23 protein-coding genes (1 of these 23 cut by a window edge) are annotated in these 25,099 nt (G+C 55.2%); 9 read left to right on the top strand and 14 right to left on the bottom strand.

Annotation, left to right across the window (positions count from 1 at the left end; all coding sequences use genetic code 11):
• Positions 1–63: 63 nt before the first annotated feature.
• From accC to ACJJH9_RS17790, 4 genes are all read right to left on the bottom strand, one after another.
• Positions 64–1,404, bottom strand: a complete 1,341-nt coding sequence (gene accC, locus ACJJH9_RS17805; RefSeq protein WP_444923545.1) for an acetyl-CoA carboxylase biotin carboxylase subunit — start codon at positions 1,402–1,404, stop codon at positions 64–66.
• Between the two features lie 15 nt (positions 1,405–1,419).
• Positions 1,420–1,890: an acetyl-CoA carboxylase biotin carboxyl carrier protein gene (gene accB, locus ACJJH9_RS17800; RefSeq protein ID WP_252084375.1), complete on the bottom strand. Its 471-nt coding sequence runs from the start codon at positions 1,888–1,890 to the stop codon at positions 1,420–1,422.
• A gap of 24 nt (positions 1,891–1,914) precedes the next feature.
• Positions 1,915–2,370, bottom strand: a complete 456-nt coding sequence (aroQ, locus tag ACJJH9_RS17795) for a type II 3-dehydroquinate dehydratase (RefSeq protein WP_444883656.1) — start codon at positions 2,368–2,370, stop codon at positions 1,915–1,917.
• A gap of 259 nt (positions 2,371–2,629) precedes the next feature.
• Positions 2,630–4,435, bottom strand: a complete 1,806-nt coding sequence (locus ACJJH9_RS17790) for a protein-disulfide reductase DsbD family protein (protein WP_444923544.1) — start codon at positions 4,433–4,435, stop codon at positions 2,630–2,632.
• 120 nt (positions 4,436–4,555) lie between these two features.
• Here ACJJH9_RS17790 and ACJJH9_RS17785 point away from each other — a divergent pair, with 120 nt between their 5' ends.
• The 4 genes from ACJJH9_RS17785 (at position 4,556) to ACJJH9_RS17770 (ending at position 8,293) form a co-directional block, all read left to right on the top strand.
• Positions 4,556–5,281, top strand: a complete 726-nt coding sequence (locus ACJJH9_RS17785; protein ID WP_444923543.1) for an N-acetylglucosaminyltransferase — start codon at positions 4,556–4,558, stop codon at positions 5,279–5,281.
• Positions 5,278–5,760 (top strand): copper chaperone PCu(A)C, encoded by a 483-nt coding sequence (locus ACJJH9_RS17780; protein ID WP_444923542.1) that lies wholly within the window; start codon positions 5,278–5,280, stop codon positions 5,758–5,760. Before ACJJH9_RS17785 ends, ACJJH9_RS17780 begins: the two co-directional genes overlap by 4 nt.
• Before the next feature lie 30 nt (positions 5,761–5,790).
• Complete coding sequence (locus ACJJH9_RS17775) at positions 5,791–6,360, top strand: YajG family lipoprotein (protein ID WP_444923541.1); 570 nt, start codon at positions 5,791–5,793, stop codon at positions 6,358–6,360.
• A gap of 178 nt (positions 6,361–6,538) precedes the next feature.
• On the top strand, positions 6,539–8,293 hold the full coding sequence (locus tag ACJJH9_RS17770; protein ID WP_444923540.1) for an EAL domain-containing protein: 1,755 nt from the start codon (positions 6,539–6,541) through the stop codon (positions 8,291–8,293).
• A gap of 52 nt (positions 8,294–8,345) precedes the next feature.
• Here the strand turns inward: ACJJH9_RS17770 and ACJJH9_RS17765 are convergent, their stop codons facing one another.
• On the bottom strand, positions 8,346–9,344 hold the full coding sequence (locus tag ACJJH9_RS17765) for an adenosine kinase (protein ID WP_444923539.1): 999 nt from the start codon (positions 9,342–9,344) through the stop codon (positions 8,346–8,348).
• A 372-nt stretch (positions 9,345–9,716) separates the two neighbouring features.
• Between ACJJH9_RS17765 and mrcB the strand changes: the two genes are divergently transcribed.
• Positions 9,717–12,281, top strand: a complete 2,565-nt coding sequence (gene mrcB, locus ACJJH9_RS17760; RefSeq protein ID WP_444923538.1) for a penicillin-binding protein 1B — start codon at positions 9,717–9,719, stop codon at positions 12,279–12,281.
• Between the two features lie 40 nt (positions 12,282–12,321).
• Here the strand turns inward: mrcB and hemB are convergent, their stop codons facing one another.
• From hemB to ACJJH9_RS17725, 7 genes are all read right to left on the bottom strand, one after another.
• A complete protein-coding gene (hemB, locus tag ACJJH9_RS17755; RefSeq protein ID WP_252084384.1) occupies positions 12,322–13,332 on the bottom strand; it encodes a porphobilinogen synthase in 1,011 nt (336 codons plus the stop codon).
• Between the two features lie 102 nt (positions 13,333–13,434).
• Complete coding sequence (locus ACJJH9_RS17750) at positions 13,435–14,067, bottom strand: GntR family transcriptional regulator (RefSeq protein ID WP_444923537.1); 633 nt, start codon at positions 14,065–14,067, stop codon at positions 13,435–13,437.
• A gap of 7 nt (positions 14,068–14,074) precedes the next feature.
• Positions 14,075–15,247 carry a benzoate/H(+) symporter BenE family transporter gene (locus tag ACJJH9_RS17745; RefSeq protein WP_444923536.1) on the bottom strand — a complete coding sequence of 391 codons (1,173 nt, stop codon included), beginning with the start codon at positions 15,245–15,247 and terminating at the stop codon, positions 14,075–14,077.
• 159 nt (positions 15,248–15,406) lie between these two features.
• Entirely contained in the window at positions 15,407–16,690 is a 1,284-nt protein-coding gene (gene hemL / locus ACJJH9_RS17740) for a glutamate-1-semialdehyde 2,1-aminomutase (protein WP_444887940.1), read from the bottom strand.
• Between the two features lie 172 nt (positions 16,691–16,862).
• Positions 16,863–17,648, bottom strand: coding sequence for a bifunctional hydroxymethylpyrimidine kinase/phosphomethylpyrimidine kinase (thiD, locus tag ACJJH9_RS17735; RefSeq protein ID WP_252084388.1), 786 nt, complete (start codon positions 17,646–17,648; stop codon positions 16,863–16,865).
• Between the two features lie 82 nt (positions 17,649–17,730).
• Positions 17,731–18,153: a protoporphyrinogen oxidase HemJ gene (gene hemJ, locus ACJJH9_RS17730; protein WP_252084389.1), complete on the bottom strand. Its 423-nt coding sequence runs from the start codon at positions 18,151–18,153 to the stop codon at positions 17,731–17,733.
• A 33-nt stretch (positions 18,154–18,186) separates the two neighbouring features.
• Positions 18,187–20,007 carry a chloride channel protein gene (locus tag ACJJH9_RS17725; protein ID WP_252084390.1) on the bottom strand — a complete coding sequence of 607 codons (1,821 nt, stop codon included), beginning with the start codon at positions 20,005–20,007 and terminating at the stop codon, positions 18,187–18,189.
• A 96-nt stretch (positions 20,008–20,103) separates the two neighbouring features.
• Between ACJJH9_RS17725 and argC the strand changes: the two genes are divergently transcribed.
• The 4 genes from argC (at position 20,104) to erpA (ending at position 22,943) form a co-directional block, all read left to right on the top strand.
• Positions 20,104–21,156 carry an N-acetyl-gamma-glutamyl-phosphate reductase gene (gene argC, locus ACJJH9_RS17720; RefSeq protein ID WP_444923535.1) on the top strand — a complete coding sequence of 351 codons (1,053 nt, stop codon included), beginning with the start codon at positions 20,104–20,106 and terminating at the stop codon, positions 21,154–21,156.
• Between the two features lie 63 nt (positions 21,157–21,219).
• Positions 21,220–21,951: a DUF6776 family protein gene (locus ACJJH9_RS17715; RefSeq protein WP_444923534.1), complete on the top strand. Its 732-nt coding sequence runs from the start codon at positions 21,220–21,222 to the stop codon at positions 21,949–21,951.
• Positions 21,952–21,984: 33 nt separating this feature from the next.
• Positions 21,985–22,428, top strand: coding sequence for a bactofilin family protein (locus tag ACJJH9_RS17710; RefSeq protein ID WP_252084393.1), 444 nt, complete (start codon positions 21,985–21,987; stop codon positions 22,426–22,428).
• A 161-nt stretch (positions 22,429–22,589) separates the two neighbouring features.
• Positions 22,590–22,943 (top strand): iron-sulfur cluster insertion protein ErpA, encoded by a 354-nt coding sequence (gene erpA / locus ACJJH9_RS17705; RefSeq protein ID WP_020411471.1) that lies wholly within the window; start codon positions 22,590–22,592, stop codon positions 22,941–22,943.
• 20 nt (positions 22,944–22,963) lie between these two features.
• On the opposite strand, the gene ACJJH9_RS17700 is transcribed toward erpA, so the two are convergent.
• Positions 22,964–24,073, bottom strand: a complete 1,110-nt coding sequence (locus ACJJH9_RS17700) for an anhydro-N-acetylmuramic acid kinase (protein WP_444923533.1) — start codon at positions 24,071–24,073, stop codon at positions 22,964–22,966.
• A gap of 15 nt (positions 24,074–24,088) precedes the next feature.
• On the bottom strand, positions 24,089–25,099 hold the 3' portion of the coding sequence (locus ACJJH9_RS17695) for a peptidoglycan DD-metalloendopeptidase family protein (protein WP_444923532.1). The gene runs 372 nt beyond the window's last position; the window shows 1,011 of its 1,383 coding nt (coding positions 373–1,383); its start codon lies off the right edge, out of view; its stop codon occupies positions 24,089–24,091.

Here is a 25,099-nt window from a genome sequence, read left to right as displayed (position 1 = left end):
TGGCGTTCGGCATCATCGTATTGTGGCCGCAATTCTCTCCAACTTTGCCCTGGCTGGCGAGGGTTAGAGTCCCAACTTCTTCTCCAGGTAGTGAATATTGACGCCACCCTTGGCAAAGGCCTCATCGCGTACCAGATCCTCCTGCAGGGGGATATTGGTCTTGATGCCATCAATAACCAGCTCAGATAGGGCTACGCGCATGCGTGCCAGTGCGGTTTCGCGGTCCTCGGCGTAGGTGATCAACTTGGCGATCATCGAGTCGTAGTTGGGGGGAACCGTATAACCCGAGTAGAGGTGCGAATCGACCCGCACACCCAGGCCGCCGGGCATATGAAAGTTGTTGACCTTGCCGGGACTGGGGAAGAAAGTCTGGGGATCTTCCGCATTGATACGGCACTCAAAGGCGTGCCCGCGAACGACAATATCCTCCTGCTTGAGAGAGAGCTTCTCTCCAGCACAGACACGAATCTGTTCCTTGATCAGGTCTACGCCAGTCACCATTTCAGTAACAGGGTGCTCAACCTGAATACGTGTGTTCATCTCGATAAAGTAGAAGCGTTCATTCTCGTAGAGGAACTCGAAAGTGCCGGCGCCGCGGTAGCCGATATCGATACAAGCTTGCACGCAGGATTCGTGTACCTGTTCACGCACGGCATCGGGGATTCCGGGAGCTGGAGCTTCTTCTAGTACTTTTTGGTGACGACGCTGCAGGGAGCAGTCGCGATCCCCTAGGTGAATGGCATTACCCTGTCCGTCGGACATTACCTGGACTTCGACGTGGCGTGGGTTCTGCAGAAATTTCTCGAGGTACACGGTGCCATCACCGAAGGCAGCTTGAGCCTCAGACTTGGTAACAGCGATAGCGTTGATCAGGTCTTCGGCGCGCTCCACGACACGCATACCGCGACCACCGCCACCGGCGGCGGCCTTGATAATGACTGGATAGCCGATTTTTTCGCCTATTTCTAGGCAGCGCTCGCTATTTTCGGGTAGGGGACCATCGGAGCCGGGTACGGTGGGGACGCCTGCCTTTTTCATGGCGGCGATGGCGGATACCTTGTCACCCATCAGGCGAATGACATCCGGGTCTGGGCCGATAAAAGTGAAGCCGCTTTTTTGTACTTGCTCAGCGAAGTCCGCATTTTCTGCGAGGAAGCCGTAGCCTGGGTGCACGGCTACTGCATCGGTGATCTCCATAGCGGAAATCAGGGCAGGAATATTCAGGTAGCTCTGCGGCGAGGGGTTGGGACCAATACAGACAGATTCATCGGCCAGGCGTACATGCTTGAGATTGCGGTCCACCAAAGAGTGAACCGCAACTGTGGCGATGCCCATTTCTTTGCAGGCGCGCAAAATCCGCAGGGCGATTTCACCGCGGTTGGCGATCAGGATTTTGTCGAACATAGTGACTTACCCCACTCAGACGATGGTCACGAGCGGCTGATCGAACTCTACCGGCTGGCCATCTTCGAGCAGAACGGAATCGATGGTACCGGCCTTGTCGGCTTCGATCTGGTTCATCATTTTCATGGCTTCAACGATGCACACGACGTCGCCGACCTTAACCTGCTGGCCAACTTTGACGAAGGGCTCGGCACCGGGGCTGGGAGCTGCGTAAAAAGTGCCCACCATCGGGGATTTCACCGCATGGCCGCTGATCGTTGGTTTGGATTCTTTTTCTACCGCCGCCGGGGCTGGCGCAGCTTGGGCAGGTGCAACAGGAGCCGGTGCCGGTGCCATTGGAGCCGTGTAAATTGGAGCAACCGGTTGATTTGCACCGCTGACCCCGCGGCTGATACGCACCGATTCCTCGCCCTCTTTAATTTCCAGCTCGCCGATATCCGATTCTTCGAGCAGCTCAATTAGTTTTTTAATTTTGCGGATATCCATAGTTCTTTCACTCGCAGGTTTGATTCATTGATTTTGAGACGCCATACCCAGTTGGTGTATGGCCGCCTGAAGTGCCAGGGTGTAGCTGTGTGGCCCGAAGCCACACACCACACCACGGGCTAAATCGGATAAATAGGAATGGTGCCTAAATGCCTCGCGGGCATGAGGATTGGAAAGGTGTAACTCGATAAATGGTATGGCAACGCCCGCTAAAGCATCTCGTAAAGCCACGCTGGTGTGGGTGTAGGCGGCGGGATTGATTACGATGAAATCCACGCTGGTATTGGCGGCTAAGTGGATGCGTTCCACCAAGGCAGACTCGCTATTGCTCTGGAGGGTTTCCAGCTGGTGGCCTGCAGCATCACATTGGCGCTCGGCGGCCTGATTGATTTCCGCAAGGGTGGCGGCGCCGTAGATATGCGGCTCGCGACTGCCGAGCAGGTTGAGGTTGGGGCCGTGCAGGAGAAGAATTTTAGCCATAGTATGCCCTGGGGAAAGTTGCCGAAAAACCCAAAAAAATGGTCTAAAGTTGGCTATCTTGCGGGCAAACTCGAATTTTTGGCCTATTTGCCCGAGTGCTTTAGGCGAGTGTGCCGCAAAAGTGACTCCCTGTCCATGCCTGCTGGGCAGTTTATCGAAGTTAGCGGCAGTTCGGCGATATTTGCCTAAAAATTAGCGCGAAATATCCGCAATGTGGCCTTTTTACCCTTGGGATTGGCTACAAAGGCGGCAGTTTCCTTTAAGGGGCAGAGGATCTACTGAGTTCGCTCCCGGCAGCGGCTTCCAGCTCCATCAATAGCTCCTCGCGGGAGAGGATTTGCGGCAGGATTTTGGCCTCGCCACCACTGGCGGGGTAAAGCAAGTAAAGCGGCACGCTGGTACGGCCGTATTTCGCCAGGAGCTCGCTGATATGTGGGTCCTGATTGGTCCAGTCCCCTTTAAGAGCTACTACCCCTAGTCTCTCAATGGCGTCGCTCACAGCATCACTCGACAGCACCACTTTCTCATTGGCCAAGCAAGTAATACACCAGGCTGCGGTCATATTGGTTAGCACTGGGCGCCCCTCCCTCCGCGCTGTCTCGAGCCGTTCGGCGGAGTAGGGCTGCCAGTAGTCACTGGTCTGTTGAAGTGCTTGGGGGGCAGTACTGAGGCGTGGCAGTAGCATTAGCGCAAAGCTCAGGGCCACAACCGCCAGCGAGCCCCGCAGCCAGTGCCACTGAGGGCTGGGCCAAAGCCATAACGCAAAGGCGATTGCCACAGCGCCGCTGAGAACCAGAGCGATACCATCGCCACCAGTCTGACGTCCCAATACCCACAGCAGCCACACTGCGGTCAAGTACATGGGGAAGGCCAGTAGTTGCTTTAAGCGGTCCATCCAGGGGCCGGGGCGTGGCAGTTTGTCCACTAGAGCGGGAACATAGGTGAGCAGCAAGAAAGGGGCGGCCATACCGGCGCCAAGGGCGGCAAAAACACTGAGCGCCACGGCTGGAGATTGTGTAACTGCAAAGCCCAGCGCCGAACCCATCAGGGGCGCTGTGCACGGGCTGGCCACGAGTGTGGCCAGGGCGCCGGAGGTAAAAGAGCCGCGCAACCCCTGACTGTTACTTAAATTGCTACCAACGCCCATCAGGCTGCTGCCGATCTCTGTGACACCGGACAAGCTGAGCCCCATGATAAAGAACAGGTAGGCCAATGCGGCTACCAACCAGGGAGACTGTAGCTGGAACCCCCAACCTATCGCCTCACCGCCGGCGCGCAATGCCAGCATGGTGGCGGCAATGGCGACAAAGCTGAGTACAACGCCGGCGGAGTAGGCCCAGCCGTGATGGTGACGTTGATTGGCATTCTGTGCTGTCTGGCTAACTGCCAGCAGCTTGATTGAAAGCACTGGAAAAACACAGGGCATCAGGTTGAGCAGCAGGCCGCCGGCAAAGGCGAAAAGTAGTGCCAGGGGGAGCGTGATGGCGCTAGCGTTACTTCCCTGAGGCGAGGAGCTGCCACCTGTACTTTGGGGAGAAGAATTTTGCGGGCCTCCCTCAATAGGCTGGATGCTTCCCGAGCCAATATCCACGCGATAGTGGCGTACCTCTGGCGGGTAGCAGAGCCCCGCATCGGCACAGCCCTGATAGTGCAGTTCTAATTGTAAGTTATTGGCGCTGTCGTTGAGGGGAATGGGGAATTCCAGCTGGCCGCGATAGACCTCGGTTTCCTTCTCGAAATACTCATCCCAGATAACTTCACCGCTGGGGAGATTCAGTGGAACTGCGGTCTTTTGTCCGTTTTCTACAAGGTAAAGGGCAAGTTTGTCGCGATAGAGATAATATTCTGGAGCTATTTCAAACAGCGCACTGAGCTGGTTGCCACTCAGCAGCAGGTCCTGCCGGTAGGCTTCGTCCACTGGCAGGAAGGTATTTTGCTGCTGGCCGATAGAAGACGCAAAAGGGTTACTTTCCGCCTGCGCAAAAGCGTTGGTTGTGGATAGGCATAGCAATATTGCCAGCAGTGCGAGGAAATTATTTCTGAAACTTTTGGTCATCACAGCCATAGATGAAAAAATTCATTATAGTCGGGCGCATGGTTCTGACTGCTACGCCGGACGGGGGTTCAGTCGCGTCAGCAGTATAGCGATGCTAGTGGTACAAAAAAACAACAGCGGAGAATTGCTTTGCCGTCACTTGAACGCCTTCACAGCTTTGCTATCTGCCTCTTGATGGCGGCGTTACTTGGTGCCTGTGCTTCGCAACAACCCCCTCCCCCGGCGCCCAGCCCACCTCCGCAGAAAGCCAAACCATCCGTTAATGAGGTGCGGCGTAACAATGTGGCCTACTTCTTAAAGCGTGCTGAACAGGCGTTACGCAAAGGCCATCTTACCAAGCCTGCCGGCGCCAGTGCCTATGACTACTACCTAAACGTGCAGAAGTTGGACCCTGGAAATCGTAAGGCGCAGACTGGAATTCAAACAATTGTGGTTACCTACGTTGAGCGTGCACGGGAAGCGCTGCGCAGGCGTGCTTTTACCGAAGTGGGTGGCCTACTACAGCGCGCAGAAATGCTGGCTCCGGGGAATCCTTTGGTGGCTGAGGTGCGTACACAGCTAGTCCATGAGCGCGGCCGCGCACAGCTGGATCTACCACAGGGAGAGGCTATTGGCCTGCCTGCGGCTGGGCTGCGGGCGAGATCGGAAAATTTGGTCACACAGCTGCGCCAAGTGGCCCAGCGTATTCGCAGAGAACAACTACGCGTCATAATTGTCACCGGTAATGACGCGGAAGGTCGCTGGGTTTACCAGCAGCTGCGTGAAGCGGTGCCCGGTTATCGGGTGCGGGGGGATATAAAGATTGGCAGTCCCGCGCGTTTACTTCTTATTAAACCCAGTGGAGGGGTCCAGTGAAAAAGCCAAATGTATTTGTGTGGATTCTGCTTTCCAGCAGCCTTTTGTACACCTTGGGGGCTTTGGCCCTCACCCAGTCTCTTATGATTGAGGGTTATGCCAGAGAGACTCCGCCGGGAGCACCTATGAGCGCGGCGTACCTCTCCCTGCACAACACCGGCAAACAACCGCTGCAGTTGACGGCGGTGGAGTTGCCCGGAGGTGTGGAGGGGGCTGTCAATTTGCATACCACTGAGCGTGAGCGGGGCGTCAACCGTATGCGTCCACTGGAGAAACTGTCGATTGCCGCTGGAGAGAAACTACAGATGATGCCAGGTGGTATCCACTTGATGATTCACGGGGTGCGCCTTCAGGCTGGAGATACACTGCCCCTACGCCTGCTTTTTGACGACGGAAGTAGTTTGGAGGTCGTGGTTCCGATCATGGGGCGAGATGGACTTGAAAAAGATCACCACCATCATCATGGCGGTGCTGGGTAAAAAAATCCTGTTGAAGTAAAGGTAAGAAAAATGAAGAAGTTATTGTTATTGCTGGGGGCCCTGGTCGTGGCTGGGTGTGCTCACAGCCCACTGCAAATCCAATTGTATCCACAGGTTCAGGTGGCTCCCGAATCCATTGGTTCGGGCTATAGCCTCAATGTTCGCGGTGTTAATGAACTATCCGGTGGGGGGCTCGGTTCTCTCGGCGGAGTCTATGCAGACACATCCCAGGTGAGTATTGCCAACGATGCAGGTAGTGCTATCGCCGCAGGGTTGAGCCAGGGTTTTGCCAATTGGTCATTCCGTATCACCGACTCAGCACCTGAGGTGCAGGTGACGGCGAAGTTGGTGAAGCTGACGTATAACAGCCCCAGTCAGGTCTACACCACCCAGGTTGATACCTCTGCTGAGATTCACTTGGAGGTTAAGGTGGGCCATGCCACCTATTTTGGAACTTACAGTTCCTCTGGCAAAGACCGCAATCTGATTAAGCCCAGCCGCGAAGAGGTGGAAAGCCGGGTGAATAGCCTGCTGAGTGCGACTATGCAGCGGGTATTCGAAGATGAGAAACTGAAAAAATTCTTGCGCGCAAATCTTTGAATGTGCAATTTAGGGATCTACTGAAGTGAGCCGGCTGGAGGCTGGATAATTGAATACAATCGGCGATTTTGGGCGATGATAAGGCTATTTTTAGCCATTTCTTGCGGTGACATGCCTACAAGGGCTGCGCCAGCCACCCTTTTCCAGGGATATTTCGGTTTCCACTGGGAGTGTGGCTGTGGCCTTATTTGACACTCAATCCGCCGAATACCTCGGTTTGTTGGGGGAGCTGGAGGCTCAACTCAAACCCTGTGAGCAGATCAGCCTACAGGCCGCTGAGGCGGCGCTGGGGGAGATTGCCGATGGAGTGATCGTCACCGATCCCCGCGGTATTGTGCAATATGCCAATCCGTTGGTCAGTGAGATGAGTGGTGACCTGGTTGGACTCCTGCCTGGTCAGCCTGTGAACGAGGGCCTGCGGCTTCGCGATAGTCAGGGCACCCTGTTGCCTGCGCTGATACCAGACTCCCCTTCTCACGAAGTACCCAGCGTGCGGGAGGTTCGCGCCTTTATTTGGCGACTTGGGGAAAATCGTCCACCGCTGGAAGTCTCTGTGCAGGTGATGGCTTTGTGGGATGCCGGCACATTAAAAAATTATGTGTTGGTCTTGCGGGATACCTCTGCTGCCCGACGAGTGTCTACTCGCCTGAGCTGGCAGACCAGCCACGATGCGTTAACCCGCTTACCCAATCGACAGTATTTCGAGAGCGAGTTGCAAAAGCTCCTGTCGCAGTGCGTCGATAAGCGTCAGCATCATGTACTCCTTTACTTGGATGTCTATCAATTCAAAGTAATCAACGACACCCTGGGTTTTGTCGCCGGTGACCAGTTGTTGGTGCAACTGGTTGCACTGCTACAGAAGGGCTTATCTGGGGCCGATTTGTTTGCACGTGTGGGCAGTGATGAGTTCGCCATTTTGCTGCGGGATTGCACCCTTGAAGAGGGCGGGCGCGTGGTTGCGCGTCTGCGCGAATCTGTTCAGGAATTTAGCTTCCACTGGCAGGGTAATGATAACCGTGTAGCGATATCAATTGGGGTGGTGGGTGTGGACCGATTCACTCCCAGTGCCAGCCAGCTGCTGGCAACCGCCAATGATGCCTGCTGCTCAGCCAGGGATCAGGGGCGCAACCGGATAAAGTTGTTTGGAGATTCGCGCAAGGCGTTGGAAAAGCGTCGTGAGTCCACCTGGGTTGCAGAAATTCACGCTGCCCTGCGAGAAGATCGCTTGATCCTCTATCGGCAGCCGGTGGTCTCCCTGAAAGGGGAGCGCCAGATTCATCACTATGAAATTCTGGTACGCATGCGCGGACGGGATGGAGGGGTGATCTCGCCGGGCTTGTTCCTACCCGCGGCGGAGCGCTATGGCCTAATTGAGGAGGTAGATCGTTGGGTTATTCAGCGCGTGTTCCGTTATATGGCCCAGGAGCAACTGATCGGTATTGCTACGGCCAGCTATGCCATCAATATTTCCGGTATCAGCTTGGGCGATGATACGTTTGCAGACTTTGTACTCGCATCAATGAGTGAGGAGGGGGTAACGCCTTCAAGGGTACAATTTGAGATTACCGAGACCAGTGCCATCAACAACCTTGAAAGGGCTCTGATTTTTATCCACAAGCTGCGCGCTGCGGGCTGTAGTTTTGCCCTGGACGACTTTGGCCGTGGAGTCTCTTCGCTGGCTTACCTGCGTCAGTTACCGGTGGACTTCCTCAAAATCGACGGGAGCTTTGTGCGCAATATGCTTGCGGATGAGATCGACAGCGCGATGGTCAGTACCATTGATCACCTGGCAAAGCGTATGGGGATCAGCACTATCGCCGAGTATGTCGAGAGCCCCGAACTGATGGATAAACTCTGTCGTATGGGGGTGGATTACGCCCAGGGCTTCGGTATTGCTGCCGCTTCGGGATTGCCCGATATTGGTGAGCCCTAAGGTTTAAAGCTGAGCGGCCGGTAAAGGCCGCCCTCAATCTCTACCGCTGACTTCAGATAACCGTTGCCAATAGCTCTGGGTGTTGTTCTGCTTGTAGTCGTGGACCGTATTGGCTGACTACCTGGGCGGCGGCGCGGCAGGCGAGTTCGCCGGCCTCAGCAAAGCCCATCTCCCGGTTGAGTGCATATAGAAATGCGCCTGCGAACATATCGCCGGCACCGTTGGTGTCTATTGCGCGCACCTGCGGACTGGCAACTCGGTATTGCTTGGTGCCATCCCACAGTAGCGCACCATCGGCGCCCAGAGTGATGGCAAAGCTGCGGCAGTAATCGCTCATTGCTTCTGCCGCAGCATCCAGTGAGTCGGTGCCGGTGAAGCCCAGGGCCTCATCGCGATTGCAGAACAGCATATCTACGCCGCCGCCAATCATTTCTCGCAAGCCCTCGCCAAAGAATTGCACCATTGCCGGGTCTGAAAGGCTCAGCGCGGTTTTCACACCTGCTTGCTGGGCCTGTTCACGCAGAGTGATAGCGGCGCGGCGCCCAGTTTCGGAGGAGACCAGATAACCTTCGATATAGGCCCACTTGGAGGCTTTCAGGGCTTCGCTATCCAGTTCGGCTACCGAGAGTTGCTCGCTGATACCCAGGTAGGTATTCATACTGCGCTCGGCATCGGGGGTAATCATTACCAGGCACTTACCGGTAGTGCCGCCATCTGCTTGCTGCAAAGTGGTTGGATAGTCAACGCCAGCGGCGCTGAGGTTGCTGCGATAGAAATCTCCGTTATCGTCGGCGGCAACTTTGCAGGAATAGAAAGTGTTCAGGCCAAAATAGCTGGCGGCGATAACTGTATTGGCACCAGAGCCACCACAGGCGCGTTTGGCGGTGATCATGTGGTCCCGAAGGTCGTCTACCAGCTGTTTTTGCCGGGCATCGTCCACTAGGGTCATAATCCCCTTTTCAACACCGAGCTCCGCAAGATCCTTGTCGGATACCTCAATTTCCGTGTCCAAGAGGGCGGCGCCGATGCCGTAGAGATCATATTGCTGCATATCCATCCTTTTCGGGCGATTTGTATAGATTTCCGCCGCATTATGGCTGTGATTATGGCAAGTGCAAGGTGGTTGGTTTGACTTAAAGCGGTCAGCGTTTATAAAGGCGTCATATGCCTCAATATGAACTTATAGGAGGCAATTGCGGTCAATCCTCGAACAGGTACTTTATGTGCTTGTGGTATGACTACCGGGATACTCAGCCCGGATTCTGGCGGTTCACGGATGTTCCCCAAGGCGCCGGTTCAGGCGTCTACGGCAAGATACCAGCGGAGCTGCCACCTGCTGGTGTCCTGCCTGTGATAGTGATGAGACTCCTGAAGATCCCCACTGTCTAGAGATGTACCGAGATGGCAGCTGGAAAACTCTTATATGGCCTCGACGAAACGCCGGCGCAGTAAAGCGTCAAAACCGAAAAGACGCTACCGCTGGTTAAAGTTCTTATTCCTGCTGGCCCTGGTGGGGGCAATGGCCCTTGCCGGCTATATGGCATACCTCGACGTACAGCTGCGGGAGCGTCTCGATAGCCGCCAGTACCAGTTGCCGGCGCGGGTTTTTGCGCGCCCTCTGGTACTGCGGGAAGGCATGGCAATGCACCCTGATGAGCTGGAAAGCGAGTTTGCCGCCCTCAACTACCGCAAACAAAAGACTCTGACGGAACCTGGCGCCTGGACACACGAGGGGATGAATTACCGGGTCTGGCGCCGGGACTTTATTCATGCCGATGGCCGTGAGCCGGCGGCTATGGTTACTTTCCGCCTGCGTAACGATGAAATTGACAACCTGCGCGATGAAGATGGGCAGCGCATCGCCGAGTTCCGCCTGGATGCCGCTAATATCGGTTCATTGCTGGGGGGCGGAGACGATCGCAACCCGGTGCGTTTCAAGGATATCCCGCCGTTGGTGGCGAATACCCTGATAGCGGTGGAAGACCAAGACTTCCTCAACCACTTCGGCATCTCTCCGCGAGGCATTGCCCGCGCCATGGTGGCGAATATCAAGGCGGGTCGTCTGGTGCAGGGCGGCTCAACCATTACTCAGCAGCTGGTTAAGAATATCTTTTTCGACCATAAGCCGAGCCTGCAGCGCAAGATCAATGAAGCCTTGATGGCGGTATTGATGGAGATTCACTACGACAAGGGTTATATCCTGCAGGAGTACATCAATGAGGTGTGGTTGGGCCAGCAGGGAGCCAGAGGTATTTATGGCTTTGGCCTGGCATCGGAGTTCTATTTCCAACAGCCGCTGGATACTCTAGAGCCCCATCAGGTCGCCCTGCTAGTGGGGCTGGCCAAGGGTGCCTCCTACTACAACCCTTGGCGCCATCCCCAGCGCGCATTGAAGCGTCGCAACACCGTTCTGGAACTGATGCGCGAGCAGGGCCTGATTACCCAGGCAGAGTTCGAGCACTACTCCGCCAAACCACTGGGTGTGGTGAAAGGCGGTGTAACCGCACAGAATCCCTACCCGGCCTTTACCGAGCGCCTGCTTTCAGAGCTGCGTCCTTATTACTCCTACGAGGAGCTGCGCACCACCGGTTTGCGGGTTTATACAACCCTTGCGCCGTCGGTGCAGAAACTCGCGGAAGAGTCCATCAGTCAAGGCGTACAGAAATTGGAGAAAGATCGCAAAATTAAGGCGAATACTCTTCAGGCTGCCACGGTATTGCTAGATAACAACACGGGTAATGTGTTGGCCATGGTGGGAGACCGTGATCCGGATTATCCCGGCTTCAATCGAGCCCTGGAGGCGCGCCGCCAGGTGGGTTCTCTGATCAAACCGGCAGTCTTCTTAACTGCCTTGGAGCGTCCCGAAGAGTACAACCTGGCAACCTTGATCGACGATGCGCCAGTGCGAATTGAGGAAGCCGATGGCGATGTATGGATGCCGCAGAACTTCGATAAGCTCGCCCACGGTCAGGTACCTCTCTATGTCGCCTTGGCCAAGTCTTACAATCTGGCTACTGCCCATCTGGGGCTCGATCTGGGACTGCAGAATGTGCGTCAGACAATTCGACGTCTGGGTGTAGATACCAGTCTGCCGCATGTGCCTGCAATGTTGTTAGGCGCAGTGGAGATGACGCCATTTGAGGTAGCAGGCATGTATCAGACCATCGCCAATAATGGCGAGACGGTGCAACCGCGCACTTTGATGGCAGTATCCGATGCACAGGGAGGGCGGGTACAGCACTTCCGTCCGCGCACTAATCGCGGTATCGATCCGGTGCCCGCCTACCTATTGCGCTGGGGGCTGGAGCAGGCGATGCGCGAAGGCACCGGGCGCAGGTCGGCCAAGCGTCTGCCCAGTAGTGTGCCCTTTGCCGGTAAGACGGGTACTACCAACAATAACCGCGACAGCTGGTTTGCAGGGTTTTCCCCTGAGGTTACCGCCGTGGTGTGGCTCGGGCGCGATGACAACGTACGCACCCGTCTAACCGGTTCTACCGGAGCTCTGCCGATCTGGACGGAAATCATGCGCAAGTTGCCCCATCAGCATGGTCCTGTCGAGGCACCGCGGGGTGTTGAGTTCAAAGAGGTGAATGCGCGCGGGCAGTTTATGGACCCGGATTACTGTCGGGGCGGCTATGAGATTCCCTTCTCCTACGAAACCCACTTGCAACCTGCGCCTGAATGTCGCGGGCGCGACCGCTGGCGCTGGTTCCGCAACCTGTTTGGCAATGAGCGCTCCGAGGCGGCTCCAAGGGAACAGATGACACCGGGTTGGGGCAATGATACAGAGCGGCGCCAATATGAAAGTGAGCGCCGCCATCAAATGCGAGAGCAGTTGCGCCGTGATGATGCCGAGACATTGGGTGGGGATTCCAGTCTGGAGCCTTTGGAGCTCCCTCGCGGACAGTCCACAGAGGTGGACTACCGGGGTGTCCCCGTTGAGGAGGCCCAGCCGGTGGGCCCCGCGCTGGAAGACCAATGGCCCTGAACCGGTGGCGCGGCGCAGGCCGCGCAAAATTTACAAGGGTTCAGCCCTGCAGTAGCTGTGCGGCCTCCTCGGCAAAATAGGTGAGGATTCCGTCCGCGCCCGCGCGCTTAAACGCCAATAGGGACTCGAGAATTACCGCCTCGCGCTGCAGCCAGCCATTTTCAAACGCGGCGCAGTGCATGGCGTACTCGCCGCTTACCTGGTAGGCAAAAGTGGGTACTCGCAGCTCTTCTTTCACCCGGCGCACGATATCCAAATAGGGCATACCGGGCTTCACCATCACCATATCCGCCCCTTCTTGTAGATCTAGGGCACACTCGTGCAAGGCTTCATCCGAGTTGGCGGGGTCCATCTGGTAACTGGCTTTGCTGCCTCCCTTGAGGTTACCGGCAGAGCCGACAGCATCGCGGAAGGGGCCGTAGTAGGCGGAGGCGTATTTGGCAGCATAGGACATGATCAGGGTATTGCTGTGCCCGGCGCCTTCAAGTGCTGTACGAATAGCGCCGATACGGCCGTCCATCATGTCTGACGGCGCTACCATATCCGCCCCAGCTGCGGCGTGGGACAGTGCCTGCTGTACCAGTACCTCAACCGTCTCATCATTGACGATATAGCCGCTGTGATCCATCAAGCCATCCTGACCGTGGCTGGTGAACGGGTCCAGGGCCACATCGGTAATAACCCCTAACTCCGGCACGGCATTCTTCAATTCCCGCACGGCACGTTGGGCCAGGCCATTGGCATCGTGGGCAGCGCTGGCGCAGTCGGATTTTACCGAGGGGTCCACTACGGGAAACAGCGCGACGGCGGGAATACCGAGCTGTTGCAGGGACTTGGCCTTATTGGCCAACAGGTCCACACTGAGGCGCTCGACGCCGGGCATCGAAGCCACCCTCTGAGTTTCGCTGCGCCCCTCGATGACAAACAGGGGCAGGATCAGGTCGTCGCAGCTGAGCTGATTCTCCCTCACCAGTCGACGGGAAAAATCCTGCGCCCGCAGGCGGCGCAAGCGGGTGTTGGGGTAGGCTCCGCGGCCGAGATTTTGACTCATAGGGAATTACTCCGGCTATCGATAAGGCCGCAGCAATCCCGCGACCGCAATTGGCGGCCATCATATCAAATTGCCGCCACCGGTGATTTCCCTCAACTTGCTTTAGGGGCTGTTTGGCGTGGTGTGAAGAAAGGACACCAATTGCTTGCCGGCGGTTTCGATATGCGTGGCTAGCAGGGTTGCCGCTTCCTGTTCCTTCTTTTGTTGTAGGGCCTCGAGAATTGAGTAATGCTCTTTCTGGCTGGTGTTTTGGTAGTCCAGGCTGCGGGATTGGTAACCAATATAGCGCTCACATTGTCTGTGCAGCTGCTCCACAGTAGCGAAAAGGGTGGGGCGCTCTGCGGCGAGGTAGATAGTGGCGTGAAATTGCCAGTTAAGAATGCCGATCTGCTCGGCTGAGAGGTTGGGGTTCCCCTCCATGGTATCGAGAATGTCTCGTGCCCGACCAAGAATTTCCCCGGTGAGTTTTTTTTGCGCAAGGGTCTGTATTAGAGGTTCCAGGCGCATACGCATCAGGTACAGATCTTCTACTTCCAACGGATCGAACTCGGGTACAGCGACACCCCGCTTGCCATGGGGCGATAGCCAGCCTTCATTTTTCAACCGCTGCAAGGCGTCCCTTATGGGGATACGACTGACCTCGTAGAACTCGGCCAGTTCAGCCTGCTTCAATGCCTGGCCTGCGGGAAAATGTCCCCGCTGTAAATCGGCTTTGATTTTCTCGTAAAGGTTCATTGGCCCTTTATTTATTATCCTGCTTGAAAAACCAATAACAGCCCAGTCCGCCGACCAGGCCCCAAAAAGCAGCGCCTATGCCCAAGAAGCTGATGCCTGAAGCGCTGACAAGAAAGGTGATTAGCGCCGCCTCACGGTTTTCTGTATCTGCGGTAGCACTCGCTAAGCAGTTGCCTAGTGTCCCAAGCAGCGCCAGGCCAGCCAGGCCGGCTATGAGTGCCTTGGGGAAATTACTGAATAATGCCACTACGGTGGCGCCGGATAATCCTACCAGAAGATAGAAGAAGCCCGCGGCAATCCCGGCCGTATAGCGTTTGTCTGGGTTGGGGTGTGCTTCGGGTCCGGTACAAATTGCCCCGGTAATCGACGCCAGGGTCAGGGTGAAGCCGCCGAAAGGAGTGAGAAGCAGGTTGGTTAATCCTGTTCCGCTAATCAGTGGAGAAACTGGCACTCGTTGGTAACCACTGGCAGCCAGGGTTGCAGCCCCTGGTAGATATTGGGAAGTCATTGTGACGATAAACAACGGGATGCCGACGCTGATTAGGGTTGAGAGTTTGAATTCCGGTGTAACCCAAATGGGCTTTGCAGCCTGCCAGTGAATCTGGTCAGGTACGAACAATTGCAGTTTCCAGCAGACAGCCACCCCACAAGCGAGTACCAAAATAATGGCGTAACGGGGTATCCAGCGCCGCCCGATGAAATAGGCCAACAACATGGCACCCACTAGTACAGGCTGGGATTGTAATGAGGTGAAAGTAGCGAGGCCGAACTGGAGCAATATGCCCGCCAGCATGGCGCCGGCAATTGGGGCGGGTACTAGCCTGGCTACTCGTTCGAAGGCTCCGGAGAGGCCTACTACAAGGGTCAGCATAGCGCTGAAAAAAAATGCACCGATGGCCTCGGCAATTGGGATACCGCTGAGACTGGTTGCTAGTAATGCTGCGCCGGGAGTCGACCATGCGGTAACAATCGGTGCGCGATAATACCAGGAGAAGAAGATACCGGAGAGCCCCATCCCCAACCCCAAAGCGCCGATCCAGGAAGCAATCATCGCTTCGTCTGCGCCGGCTGTGCGGGCTGCTTCAAACACAATGGCTGCGGAGCTGGTTACGGCGACCAGCACGGCGATAAAGCCAGCGCTGATCGTGGACAGGCTGGTATCGGAAAGCAAGCTTCTCAAAATGTATACCTTTTTAATTTTGTATACATTTTTGATCACTAATAACAAAAGAACAACGTTTCTTCGACAAAGCGTTGATCTACAGTGCTTGGGGGGCCGTTGTGATACTGGGAGAGCGTACAGGCACCCACCCTGCGATGGATGCCTGAGAGAGAAGGGCTAGTCGAGCCGGGCGAAGACGCGTTCTGCGGCAGCGATAGTCTCTTCGATATCCTCGTCGCTATGGGCGGCGGACATAAACCCGGCCTCATAGGAAGCAGGTGCCAGGTATACGCCTTCCTCAAGCATTCCGTGGAAGAATTGATTAAAGCGCTCGTTATTACAGGCCATTACCTGCTGGTAATTGGTGACTTGGGGTTCTTCGGTAAAGAAGAATCCGAACATACTGCCGGCTTTATTGGCGGTGATGGGAATACCGGCCTTTTTACCTGCGGCCAAGATACCTTCTACCAGACGATCTGTTCTGGCTACTAAAGGCTCATAAAAGCCGGCTTCCTCCACTAAACGTAAAGTTTCGAGGCCCGCAACCATGGCCACGGGATTGCCGGATAAAGTGCCGGCCTGATAAACCGGTCCCAGGGGGGCGATTTGCTCCATAATTTCGCGTTTTCCACCGAAGGCGCCTACCGGCATGCCTCCGCCGATAACCTTACCTAGGGTGGTCAGGTCCGCCTCGATTCCGAAGTGGCCCTGGGCTCCGGTAAGGCTTACACGGAAGCCCGTCATTACTTCGTCGAGAATCAGCAGGGCGCCGTGCTGGTCGCAGACTTCGCGCAATGTCTCGAGGAAACCGGGGACTGGAGGAATACAGTTCATATTGCCGGCAACTGGTTCCACGATAATACAGGCAATTTGGTCGCCAATTTCATCGAAGCAGGCGCGCACGCCGTCAGCATCGTTATAGCTAAGGGTAATCGTGTGGTCGGCCAGGGCGACAGGAACACCGGGAGAGGAGGGCACGCCCATGGTTAGGGCTCCGGAGCCGGCTTTGACCAGTAGTGAGTCGGAATGACCGTGGTAGCAGCCCTCAAACTTCACAATTTTATCGCGCCCGGTGAAGCCGCGAGCGAGGCGGATAGCGCTCATGGTGGCTTCGGTACCGGAGTTGACGAAGCGCACCAGGTCCATATTGGGCCATAGGCGGCAGAGCTCTTCGGCAAGCTCGGTTTCCAGCTCGGTGGGGGCACCGAAGCTGAGGCCTGACTGGGCCTGCTCCACAACCGCTTCAATCACTTCCGGGTGTGCATGACCCAGCACCATCGGGCCCCAGGACTGTACATAGTCGATATAACGCTTATCGTCCGCATCGAAGAGGTAGGCGCCTTCGGCGCGACGGATAAACAGAGGGGTGCCGCCCACAGCGCGGAAAGCGCGCACCGGTGAGTTAACGCCGCCGGGGATAAATTGCTGGGCTTCAGCAAAGAGCTGCTCGGATTTACTCATAGAATTCATTCAGAAATTGCGAAAAAGGCCAAGAATCAGCGACCATTATCAGGGGGTGAAGCTCTAAGGACAATGCGTGAAGAGTCAGGGCGCAGTAGGGGAGGCTGGCTGGTAAGTCGCACCGACCTTAGTGTCGGTGCGGATCCTATTGTGCAATGAGGTGAGAAGTGCCCTAGCGTTCACACCAGAATAAGCGGTTGGGAATCGGCCGTCCCATCCCCAGACGACGGCTGTCGCGGATGGCGCTCCAGGCGTATTGCTGGCTGCGGCTCACTGTCTCGGTGATGGTCAGGCCGTGGGCGATATGACAGGCGATGGCGGTGGCGAGGGTGCCGCAGACCCCATAGGCTGCAGGCGGCAACCGCTCCCAGTGGAATTCACGGATCAGGCCGCGTTCATCGTAGAGGCGATTCTGCAGTTGTTGCTCATGCGGTACTCCGGTGAGTAGCAGGTAGCGACAACCGCTTTCCAACAATTCCTGGGCCATAGCATCATGGGTGTCGGCCTCTACTGCCATGGCGCGCGCCTCACGGCGGTTGGGGCAGACCATGGTGGCATATGGCAATAACAGAGAGGTCATGGCCTCCCAAAGAGGCGGGGCCAGTACACTCTCTTTATCGGCCAGGGTGGCATCTGGATCGATAATGACTGGAACGTCCGGGTAGTCGCGCAGCACGCTGTGCAATGCCCGCACATTTTCCACCGAACCGAGATAACCAACCTTGATAGCGGCTATCGGCATATCCTCAAGGACCGTGCGGGCCTGCTCAATTAAAAGGCTGTCATCCACTGGCGCTACGCCGAGCAGTTCCCCGGTATTGCAGACGCTAATGGCGGAGACGACGGAGGCTGCGTGGCATCCTAAACTGACGGCCGTTTCTGTATCTGCGCCTATTCCTGCGCTGCCACTGGGGTCGTGGTGGGTGACGGTCAAAATAATGGGCTGCGGTGTATCCATAAAAGATCTACATGACTGCCAATTGCTGTGCGCCTAATTTTAGTTCCTGTAAGCCCCACACAAAGAATGATTTTGCGCCAAATTAAAATGGCTTCACGACTGCCAAAATTACAATGGCGAATAGAGCCACTGTTGGAACCTCATTAAAGATACGGAAGTAACGCCCGCTGCGGGTATTGGTGCCCTGGGCGAACTTACGAACGTAGGCGCCACACATATGATGATAGGCCAGGAGCAATACAACGAAGGTGAGTTTCGCGTGCATCCAGCCGGCTGAGGTGTAGTAGCTGGGATTCAAGCTGTACAGCCAAATACCCAGGCCGACGGTGGCGAGCATGGCCGGAATGGCGATCCCCCGATACAGTCGCCGTTCCATGATGCAGAAACGATCGCGGCTAAGGGCGTCGGTAGCATCTACGTGGTAGACGAAAAGACGCGGTAAATAAAACAGCGCGGCAAACCAACATACCATGGCAATAATGTGAAAAGCCTTGATCCACAACATGGAATATCCCCTCAAAAATAAAAACGGAAACGATTATTTCCGGTAAAAGTTATCGATCTGTAGCGGCAGAATAATGCCCGCGATGCGATTGTCCAGAGAACCGCTCTGATGGCGGCTGATGTAGAGAGCGTCGGCACCGGTTTTTTTCAGTTCCTGCTGGGCCTCCAACATAGTTGCCCGCCAATTTAATTCCGCCATTTGTTTGCGCTCACCGGGAATTTTTAACAAATCAATAGTTGCTGCTTTTTCCCCGATTTTTTGTTCGTGCTCAACAAGAGACTCTTCACTTCCCTCCTCTCCACTGCCCTGGAGGAATGTAGCCAAGTCAGCGGCGCGTAAGAGTTCAGGCGGTTTTTCATTAGATAGGTCGATCAATATCCATTGGGGGTGTTGTGCGATGTAACTCTGTGCCTGCTCTACAGTAATTTCCTGTTGAGCAACAATAAAACGCCGATCCATTTGACTTGCAACACCCACACCACTGAGCATCTGCTGACGCCAGGTTGGGGTACCGGCCTTGTCTAATGCACGCAGTGTCTCCAGGTAAATTCCCTGGGTGCCGAAAAATTGTCGACTGATCAAGGTGGCTACCACGATCATCATCATGCCTGGGAACAGCACATTGGGGTTGTAGGTCAATTCGAGAATAGCGAGTAGGGCGGCGAGGGGTGCGTTGAGCATGGCAGCCATCATTGCTGCCATACCCACCATGGCGTAAAAGCCAGGGCTTGCGGTGTGCTCACCCAGCCACATATTGGCAAGGCCGCCGGCGATGCCACCGAGACAGGCACCGAGGATCAGACTGGGTCCAATGACGCCTCCGGGAATACCCAACCCGGACCCTAGAGCGGTGGCAACCAGCTTGGCCGCAACAATAACCACCAAAGTGTTTACGCCCAACTCTCCCAGCATGGCCATTTGCAATGTGTCGTAGCCCCCACCGAGAATTTCTGGGACCCAGATTCCTATGGTGCCTGTAACCAGTCCGACCACTAAAAAACGCAATAGTGGGGATCGATTATTCTGCTTGGTGAGTTTGCGGTGGGCCAGTATGAAAAGTGCAGCCAGAAAGCCGATAGCCAGTGCACACAAAAATAAAATTGGCAGTTCGGCCAGGGAGTTGAGATGGATTGCCGGCACATTAAAGTCTGGTTCGCGCCCAAAAGTGAGCTGGGTGATTGCGCTCCCAGTTACCGCCGCCAACATAACCGGTAAAAAACCGGCCACGGAATATTCCAGCATTACCACTTCCATAGCGAATACCACACCGGCCAGGGGGGTGTTGAAAGAAGCGGCAATCGCGGCGGCAACACCACAACCTAGCAGGTTGCGCGCAGAATTATTGGGTAGTCGCAGTGTACGGGCTAACCAGCTACCGCTGGCGGCACCCAGATGTACAGCTGGGCCTTCTCGCCCGACCGAATGCCCGCTAATTAGGGCGATGGCACCGGCGAAAAATTGCAGTATTGCGTTGGATATCGGCATATTGCCCTGGTGGTTATAGAGACGGTCGAGCACATGCACTACACCGACGTCGTAGCGCTTGGGACTGAGCGCCAGGTAAATAACCCCGATGAGTAGAGAGCCGATTATCGGTAGGGCAAACCGCCACTGTGGGGGCAACGACTCATAATTTTGGGGGACTGAAAGAAAAAAAGTTGTTGGCCACTCCATAGCAAAACGGAATAACACTGTGACTCCACCGGCGAGTGCTCCGGTAATCAAAGCCATGCCAAGCAGTGGCGCCAGGGCTTCCCGGGCAGAGAGTTGCAGGCGGATCTGTTCCAGGCCGTTTGTCTTTGGTAAGTAACGGCTCAGGGTGCTTTTAAGTGAAATCCTGGGGCGCTGTGACACCGCACATCCTTCAAGGTCCGGGGCTTGTGTTAGAGTGCTTGGCTGATTTTATGATTATCGTCTCAATTGACGAATTTATCGGGAGAGTTTTGCAAGGTGATTAAGGTAGCAATTGTCGGAGGCACCGGCTACACGGGAGTGGAACTGCTGCGGATTTTGGCGACACATCCTCAGGTAAAGGTAACCGCAATCACCTCACGATCCCTGAAGGGAACACTTGTCGCTGAATTATTTCCCAGTCTGCGTGGTCATTATGACCTGGCTTTTTGTGAACCGAATGTTGAGCAGCTGGCTAGCTGTGATCTTGTATTTTTTGCGACTCCCCATGGAGTTGCACAAGCGCAGGTGCCGGCGCTGATTGAACGCGGCGTGCGGGTGGTCGACCTCTCCGCTGATTTTCGTCTCAAGGACATTCCCTCCTGGGAAGCCTGGTACGGTCAGCAGCACGCAGCTCCGGCCTTGGCCAAGGAGGCGGTTTACGGGTTACCCGAAGTCAACCGCGCCGATATTGCAGCTGCGCAACTGGTGGCTTGTCCCGGTTGCTATCCCACTGCGATTCAGTTGGGCTGGATCCCTCTAGTGGAAGCGGGGGTAGTGGAACCATCAGAACTGATTGCCAGTGCGGCCAGTGGTGCTAGTGGTGCCGGGCGTCAGGCCAAGACCGATCTAATTCTGGCGGAAAATAGCGATAACTTCCGCGCTTACTCCGCTGCGGGCCATCGCCATTTACCAGAGATTGAGCAGGGGTTGCGGGATATACAACCACTCGGTGCCAACCCGATAAAGGTGACATTTGTGCCGCACCTACTTCCTATGGTCAGGGGCATCCACGCCACACTTTTTGCTAAAACCAGCTCCTCAGCGAGCCTGTCGGCAAGTGAATTGCAGATGCTATTTGAGCAGCGTTACAAAGATGAGCCCTTTGTGGATGTACTGCCGGCTGGAAGTCACCCTCAAACCCGTAGTGTGCGCGGAACAAATATGTGCAGGATTTCCGTGATGCAGCCCCAGGATCGGGATACCCTGGTGGTAATGTCGGTGATCGACAATCTTGCCAAGGGCGCCTCGGCTCAGGCGGTCCAAAATATGAACATTATGTTTGGCTTAACTGAGACGTTGGGCTTGGAGAGCCCTGCGCTGCTGCCTTAAAATCAAATAATTACGACAACCGGCAATTCCGGTTTAGCCCCAGCGAATTTTATGGAGCTCAAAGTGAAAGGCAGCAAGCAGTACCGTATGAAAGTGGTGCCTCATCGCCCCTTCTCCGGCGTGATTGCGGTAGGTGGAGTCACCTTGTTGGTTTTGGTCACCGCTGCTGGCTCTTATTTTGCGGGCCAATACCATCTACGTAAAAACCTCGATGAAAAGACTCTGGAGTACACCCGGGTGCTGGAGAAACTCGAGGCGCTTAATAGCGAGAATGAAGAGTTGCGCCTGCGTGCAGCTACCGCCGAGCAGTCTTTGGTAATCGGTGAGCAGGCCAGTGAAGCGGTGCGAACTGAGTTGGTACAGAAAGAGAGTCAGATTGCCGAGCTGAAGCAGGAAATCTCTTTTTATCGAGGGGTCATGGCGCCAGCAGAAGGAGGGGAAGGGGTTTCAATTGGACGTTTTATTCTCTCCCAGACTGCTGATGCGCACAGCTATCAGTACAAGCTGCAAGTGCAGCAGTCGGCAGCGCGCCGCAATGTAATCAAGGGGGCTGCCACTTTTACAGTTGTGGGTCGTCAGGATGGTGAGCCAATGCGCTACGCCCTCAAAGACTTATCGGAGCAGGTGGATACAGAGTCTATACCGCTGCGTTTTAAATATTTTCAGAACATTGAGGGTGAGTTGAGCCTACCGGAAGGATTTATTCCAGAGGGTGTGGAGCTGTCGCTCAAGTCCAGTGGGCGCACGGGTTTCAATATTGAACAGCGCTACGGCTGGTTGGTACAGAAAAGCTAGCATTGATGCCAAAGGCATGAGGTTTTAGGGATTATGTTAAGAAAAAAAGAGAAGCACGTAACTATGGCCAGCACCGGTAGTAACCATACCACTCTGATCGCGCGCCAGACGGAAGTCACTGGCGATATACACTTTCGAGGTAACCTGGTAATCGAGGGCAAAGTAAAGGGCAATGTTTCCGCTCATAGCGACAGCGATGCCCGCTTACAGATTGTCGAGGGTGGCGTTATAGAGGGAGAAATCCGTGTGCCCCAGGTGGTCATCAATGGTAATGTGAGTGGAGATGTATTTGCTGCCCGTCATTTGGAATTGGCTTCCAAGGCGATGGTAGAGGGCAATGTACACTACAAGTTGATTGAGATGATGAAAGGTGCCCAGGTCAATGGCGCCTTGGTTTCCAATGCCGACCTCAGTTCTGCGGGTGAGCCCCCTATGATTGGGTATTCCGAAGACGAGACGGTGATAGAAGCCTCATAAACTAAACCTTAAATTACTGCCCCGGTTCTCACTGATGCTGGGGTCTGTTGTGCCAAATACTTGACTGATTTGCTGGGTTTAAGCAAGATGACGCCCCCGAGGCTGTGCTCAGTATGGTTTTTATACGAGCTGCGAACGTCCCGATGAGTTGAGAGAGACTTATGTCAGAAGCTGTATCCTTTTCTCCTGCACCACTAGTGGTCACCGATAAAGCGGTGGCTAAGGTCAAGAGCCTGTTGGAAGAGGAGGGCAACCCGGAATTAAAGCTCAGGGTCTTTGTAACCGGTGGCGGCTGCTCTGGATTCCAGTACGGTTTTACCTTCGATGAACTGGTTGCCGAAGACGATGCCATTATCGAAAAGGATGGTATCCAGGTGCTGGTTGATGCGATGAGCTACCCCTATTTAGTGGGTGCCAATGTGGACTACGAAGAGGGACTAGCCGGTTCCCGCTTTGTGGTGCAAAACCCCAATGCCTCTTCGACCTGTGGCTGCGGCTCATCTTTCTCAATCTGAGCCGCTCGTCAGCTAGCCGCTCAAGGGGGATAGATAGCCCCTAGCACGGCTTCTTTTTTTGCTCCGGTCACACCGGGGCAATTACCGGGCAGGCCGAGTAATGTCTGCCGTGCCAGCCAGGCAAAGCCCACTGCCTCAAGCCAATCGGCATCAATACCGTAGGTGCCGGTATCGGCAATCGACCAAGTGGGCAACCGCCTCTGCAACCTGGATAACAAATCCTTATTCCTGGCCCCGCCACCGCATATTAGCAACTCTCCACCATCAGCGAATGAATGCACGGCTTCAGCAATACTCGCAGCGGTAACTTCCGATAGAGTTGCCTGTACGTCTGCGGGAGCTAGCTCTAGCCCAGCCAGGGCCTGTTCTAGCCAGTTGGCATTGAAAGTTTCACGCCCAGTGCTCTTGGGAGGCTCAGCGGAAAAGTAGGGGGCTGACATCAAACGATTGAGCAACTCGGGACTTACGCGTCCGCTGGCTGCCCATCCGCCGTCCCGATCGAAAGGCTGTTTTTTGTGTAGACCTACCCAGTAATCCAGCAGGGCATTGCCGGGGCCAGTATCGTAACCACAAATGCTGCCATCGGCTTTCAGCTCGGTGATATTGGCCATGCCGCCAATATTGACAACGGCACGGTTGCTTTCGGTTTTGAATGCGGCGCGGTGGAAGGCGGGCATCAATGGTGCCCCTTGGCCTCCCAGGGCCATATCGCGTCGACGAAAATCTGCGATAGTGCTGATACCCGTCAGTGCTGCAATGGTATTGGGGTCGCCCAACTGTAGGGTAAAGGGGGAGCTAACGGTGCCGGGTGGCCGGTGCCTGACAGTTTGTCCGTGGCTTCCGACTGCGGTGACATCGCTCGGTTCTATACCGGCACGAGCTAATAGGGTATTCGTTGCCTCGGCAAATACTTGGCCAAGCTGTCGATCCAGCTGTCCCGCACGGTCTAATTCTGAGGGACCTGGAGAGCATAGAGCGAGGATGGCACTGCGCAATGAAGGGTGGATAGGGTGGCTTAGAGCTGCCAGGATGCGCGGCTTGATTTTCTCTTCGCCGCCAAAATCGACCAGTACCGCGTCGATAGCATCGACGCTGGTACCGGACATCAGGCCGATAAAAAGATCGGACATAAAAATAGTGCTTGTTTAGTTGTCGTCTTCGAGTTTTGCCAGGGCGGGGCCCTGATAATTTTCCAGCTTAGCCAGCAGCGGCTGGGTTTGGTTTTTAAAGCGCGTCATTTCCGCTGAGGGCACAGACTTGGCCTTGGGCAGTTTACGCACGATTGTGGCCGGGTTGCGGTGTCTGCCATCCACCAGGAATTCATAGTGCAAGTGGGGGCCGGTGGCATAGCCAGTAGAGCCGACAGTACCAATAACCTGGCGCTGTTTTACTCGCTGGCCTCTCTTCACTTTGCGCTTTGTTAGGTGCAAATAGCGGGTAACGTAGCGTTCGCCATGCTGAATAAATACATAGTTGCCATTGGGCTTACTGTAGCCGGATGCAATGACTCGGCCGTCGCCCGTTGAGTAAACTGGAGTGCCGCGCGGAGCCGCATAATCGGTACCGTTGTGAGGACGACGCGACTTGAACACTGGATGTAGACGGCGAGGATTAAAGTGTGAGCTGATACGCACTATATCCAATGGCGTGCGAATAAACGCCTTGCGCATGCTTTTACCTTCAGGTGTGAAGTAATTGGCATCGCCACTACTATCGACATAGCGAACTGCGCTGTAAGTATGCCCCTGATTGGTAAAGCTGACGGCGAGAATAGGACCATTGCCGATTTTCTCTCCGTCGAGGAATTTTTCTTCAAACATCACACTGAAACTGTCGCCTTTGCGAATATCCAGTGCGAAATCGATATCCGAACTGAAGACATCGGCCATTTCCATGATCAGGCTATCGCTCAAACCGGCATCACTACCGGCAACAAATAATGAGCTATCAATTTGTCCCTGGCGATAAGCTGGATGGCTGTCGGGTTCACGCTGGACTAAATCGTGTTGGAACCTGCTTTCCGCATCGCGGGTAAATCTGACCTGACTGAGTTGGTCTTTTTGCAGCGCTAAACCCTGCAATTTTCCATCCGCATTGACTGTAAAGGTTAATTCTTCGCCAGGATTGAGTCGCGCTAATTTTTTCGCCTCCTTGCC

The sequence above is a fragment of the Microbulbifer mixtoriginis (SeqCode) genome, from assembly GCF_052466715.1.
The sequence above is the reverse complement of the archived record's forward strand: the minus strand, read 5'-3'. Positions and strand labels throughout refer to the sequence as shown.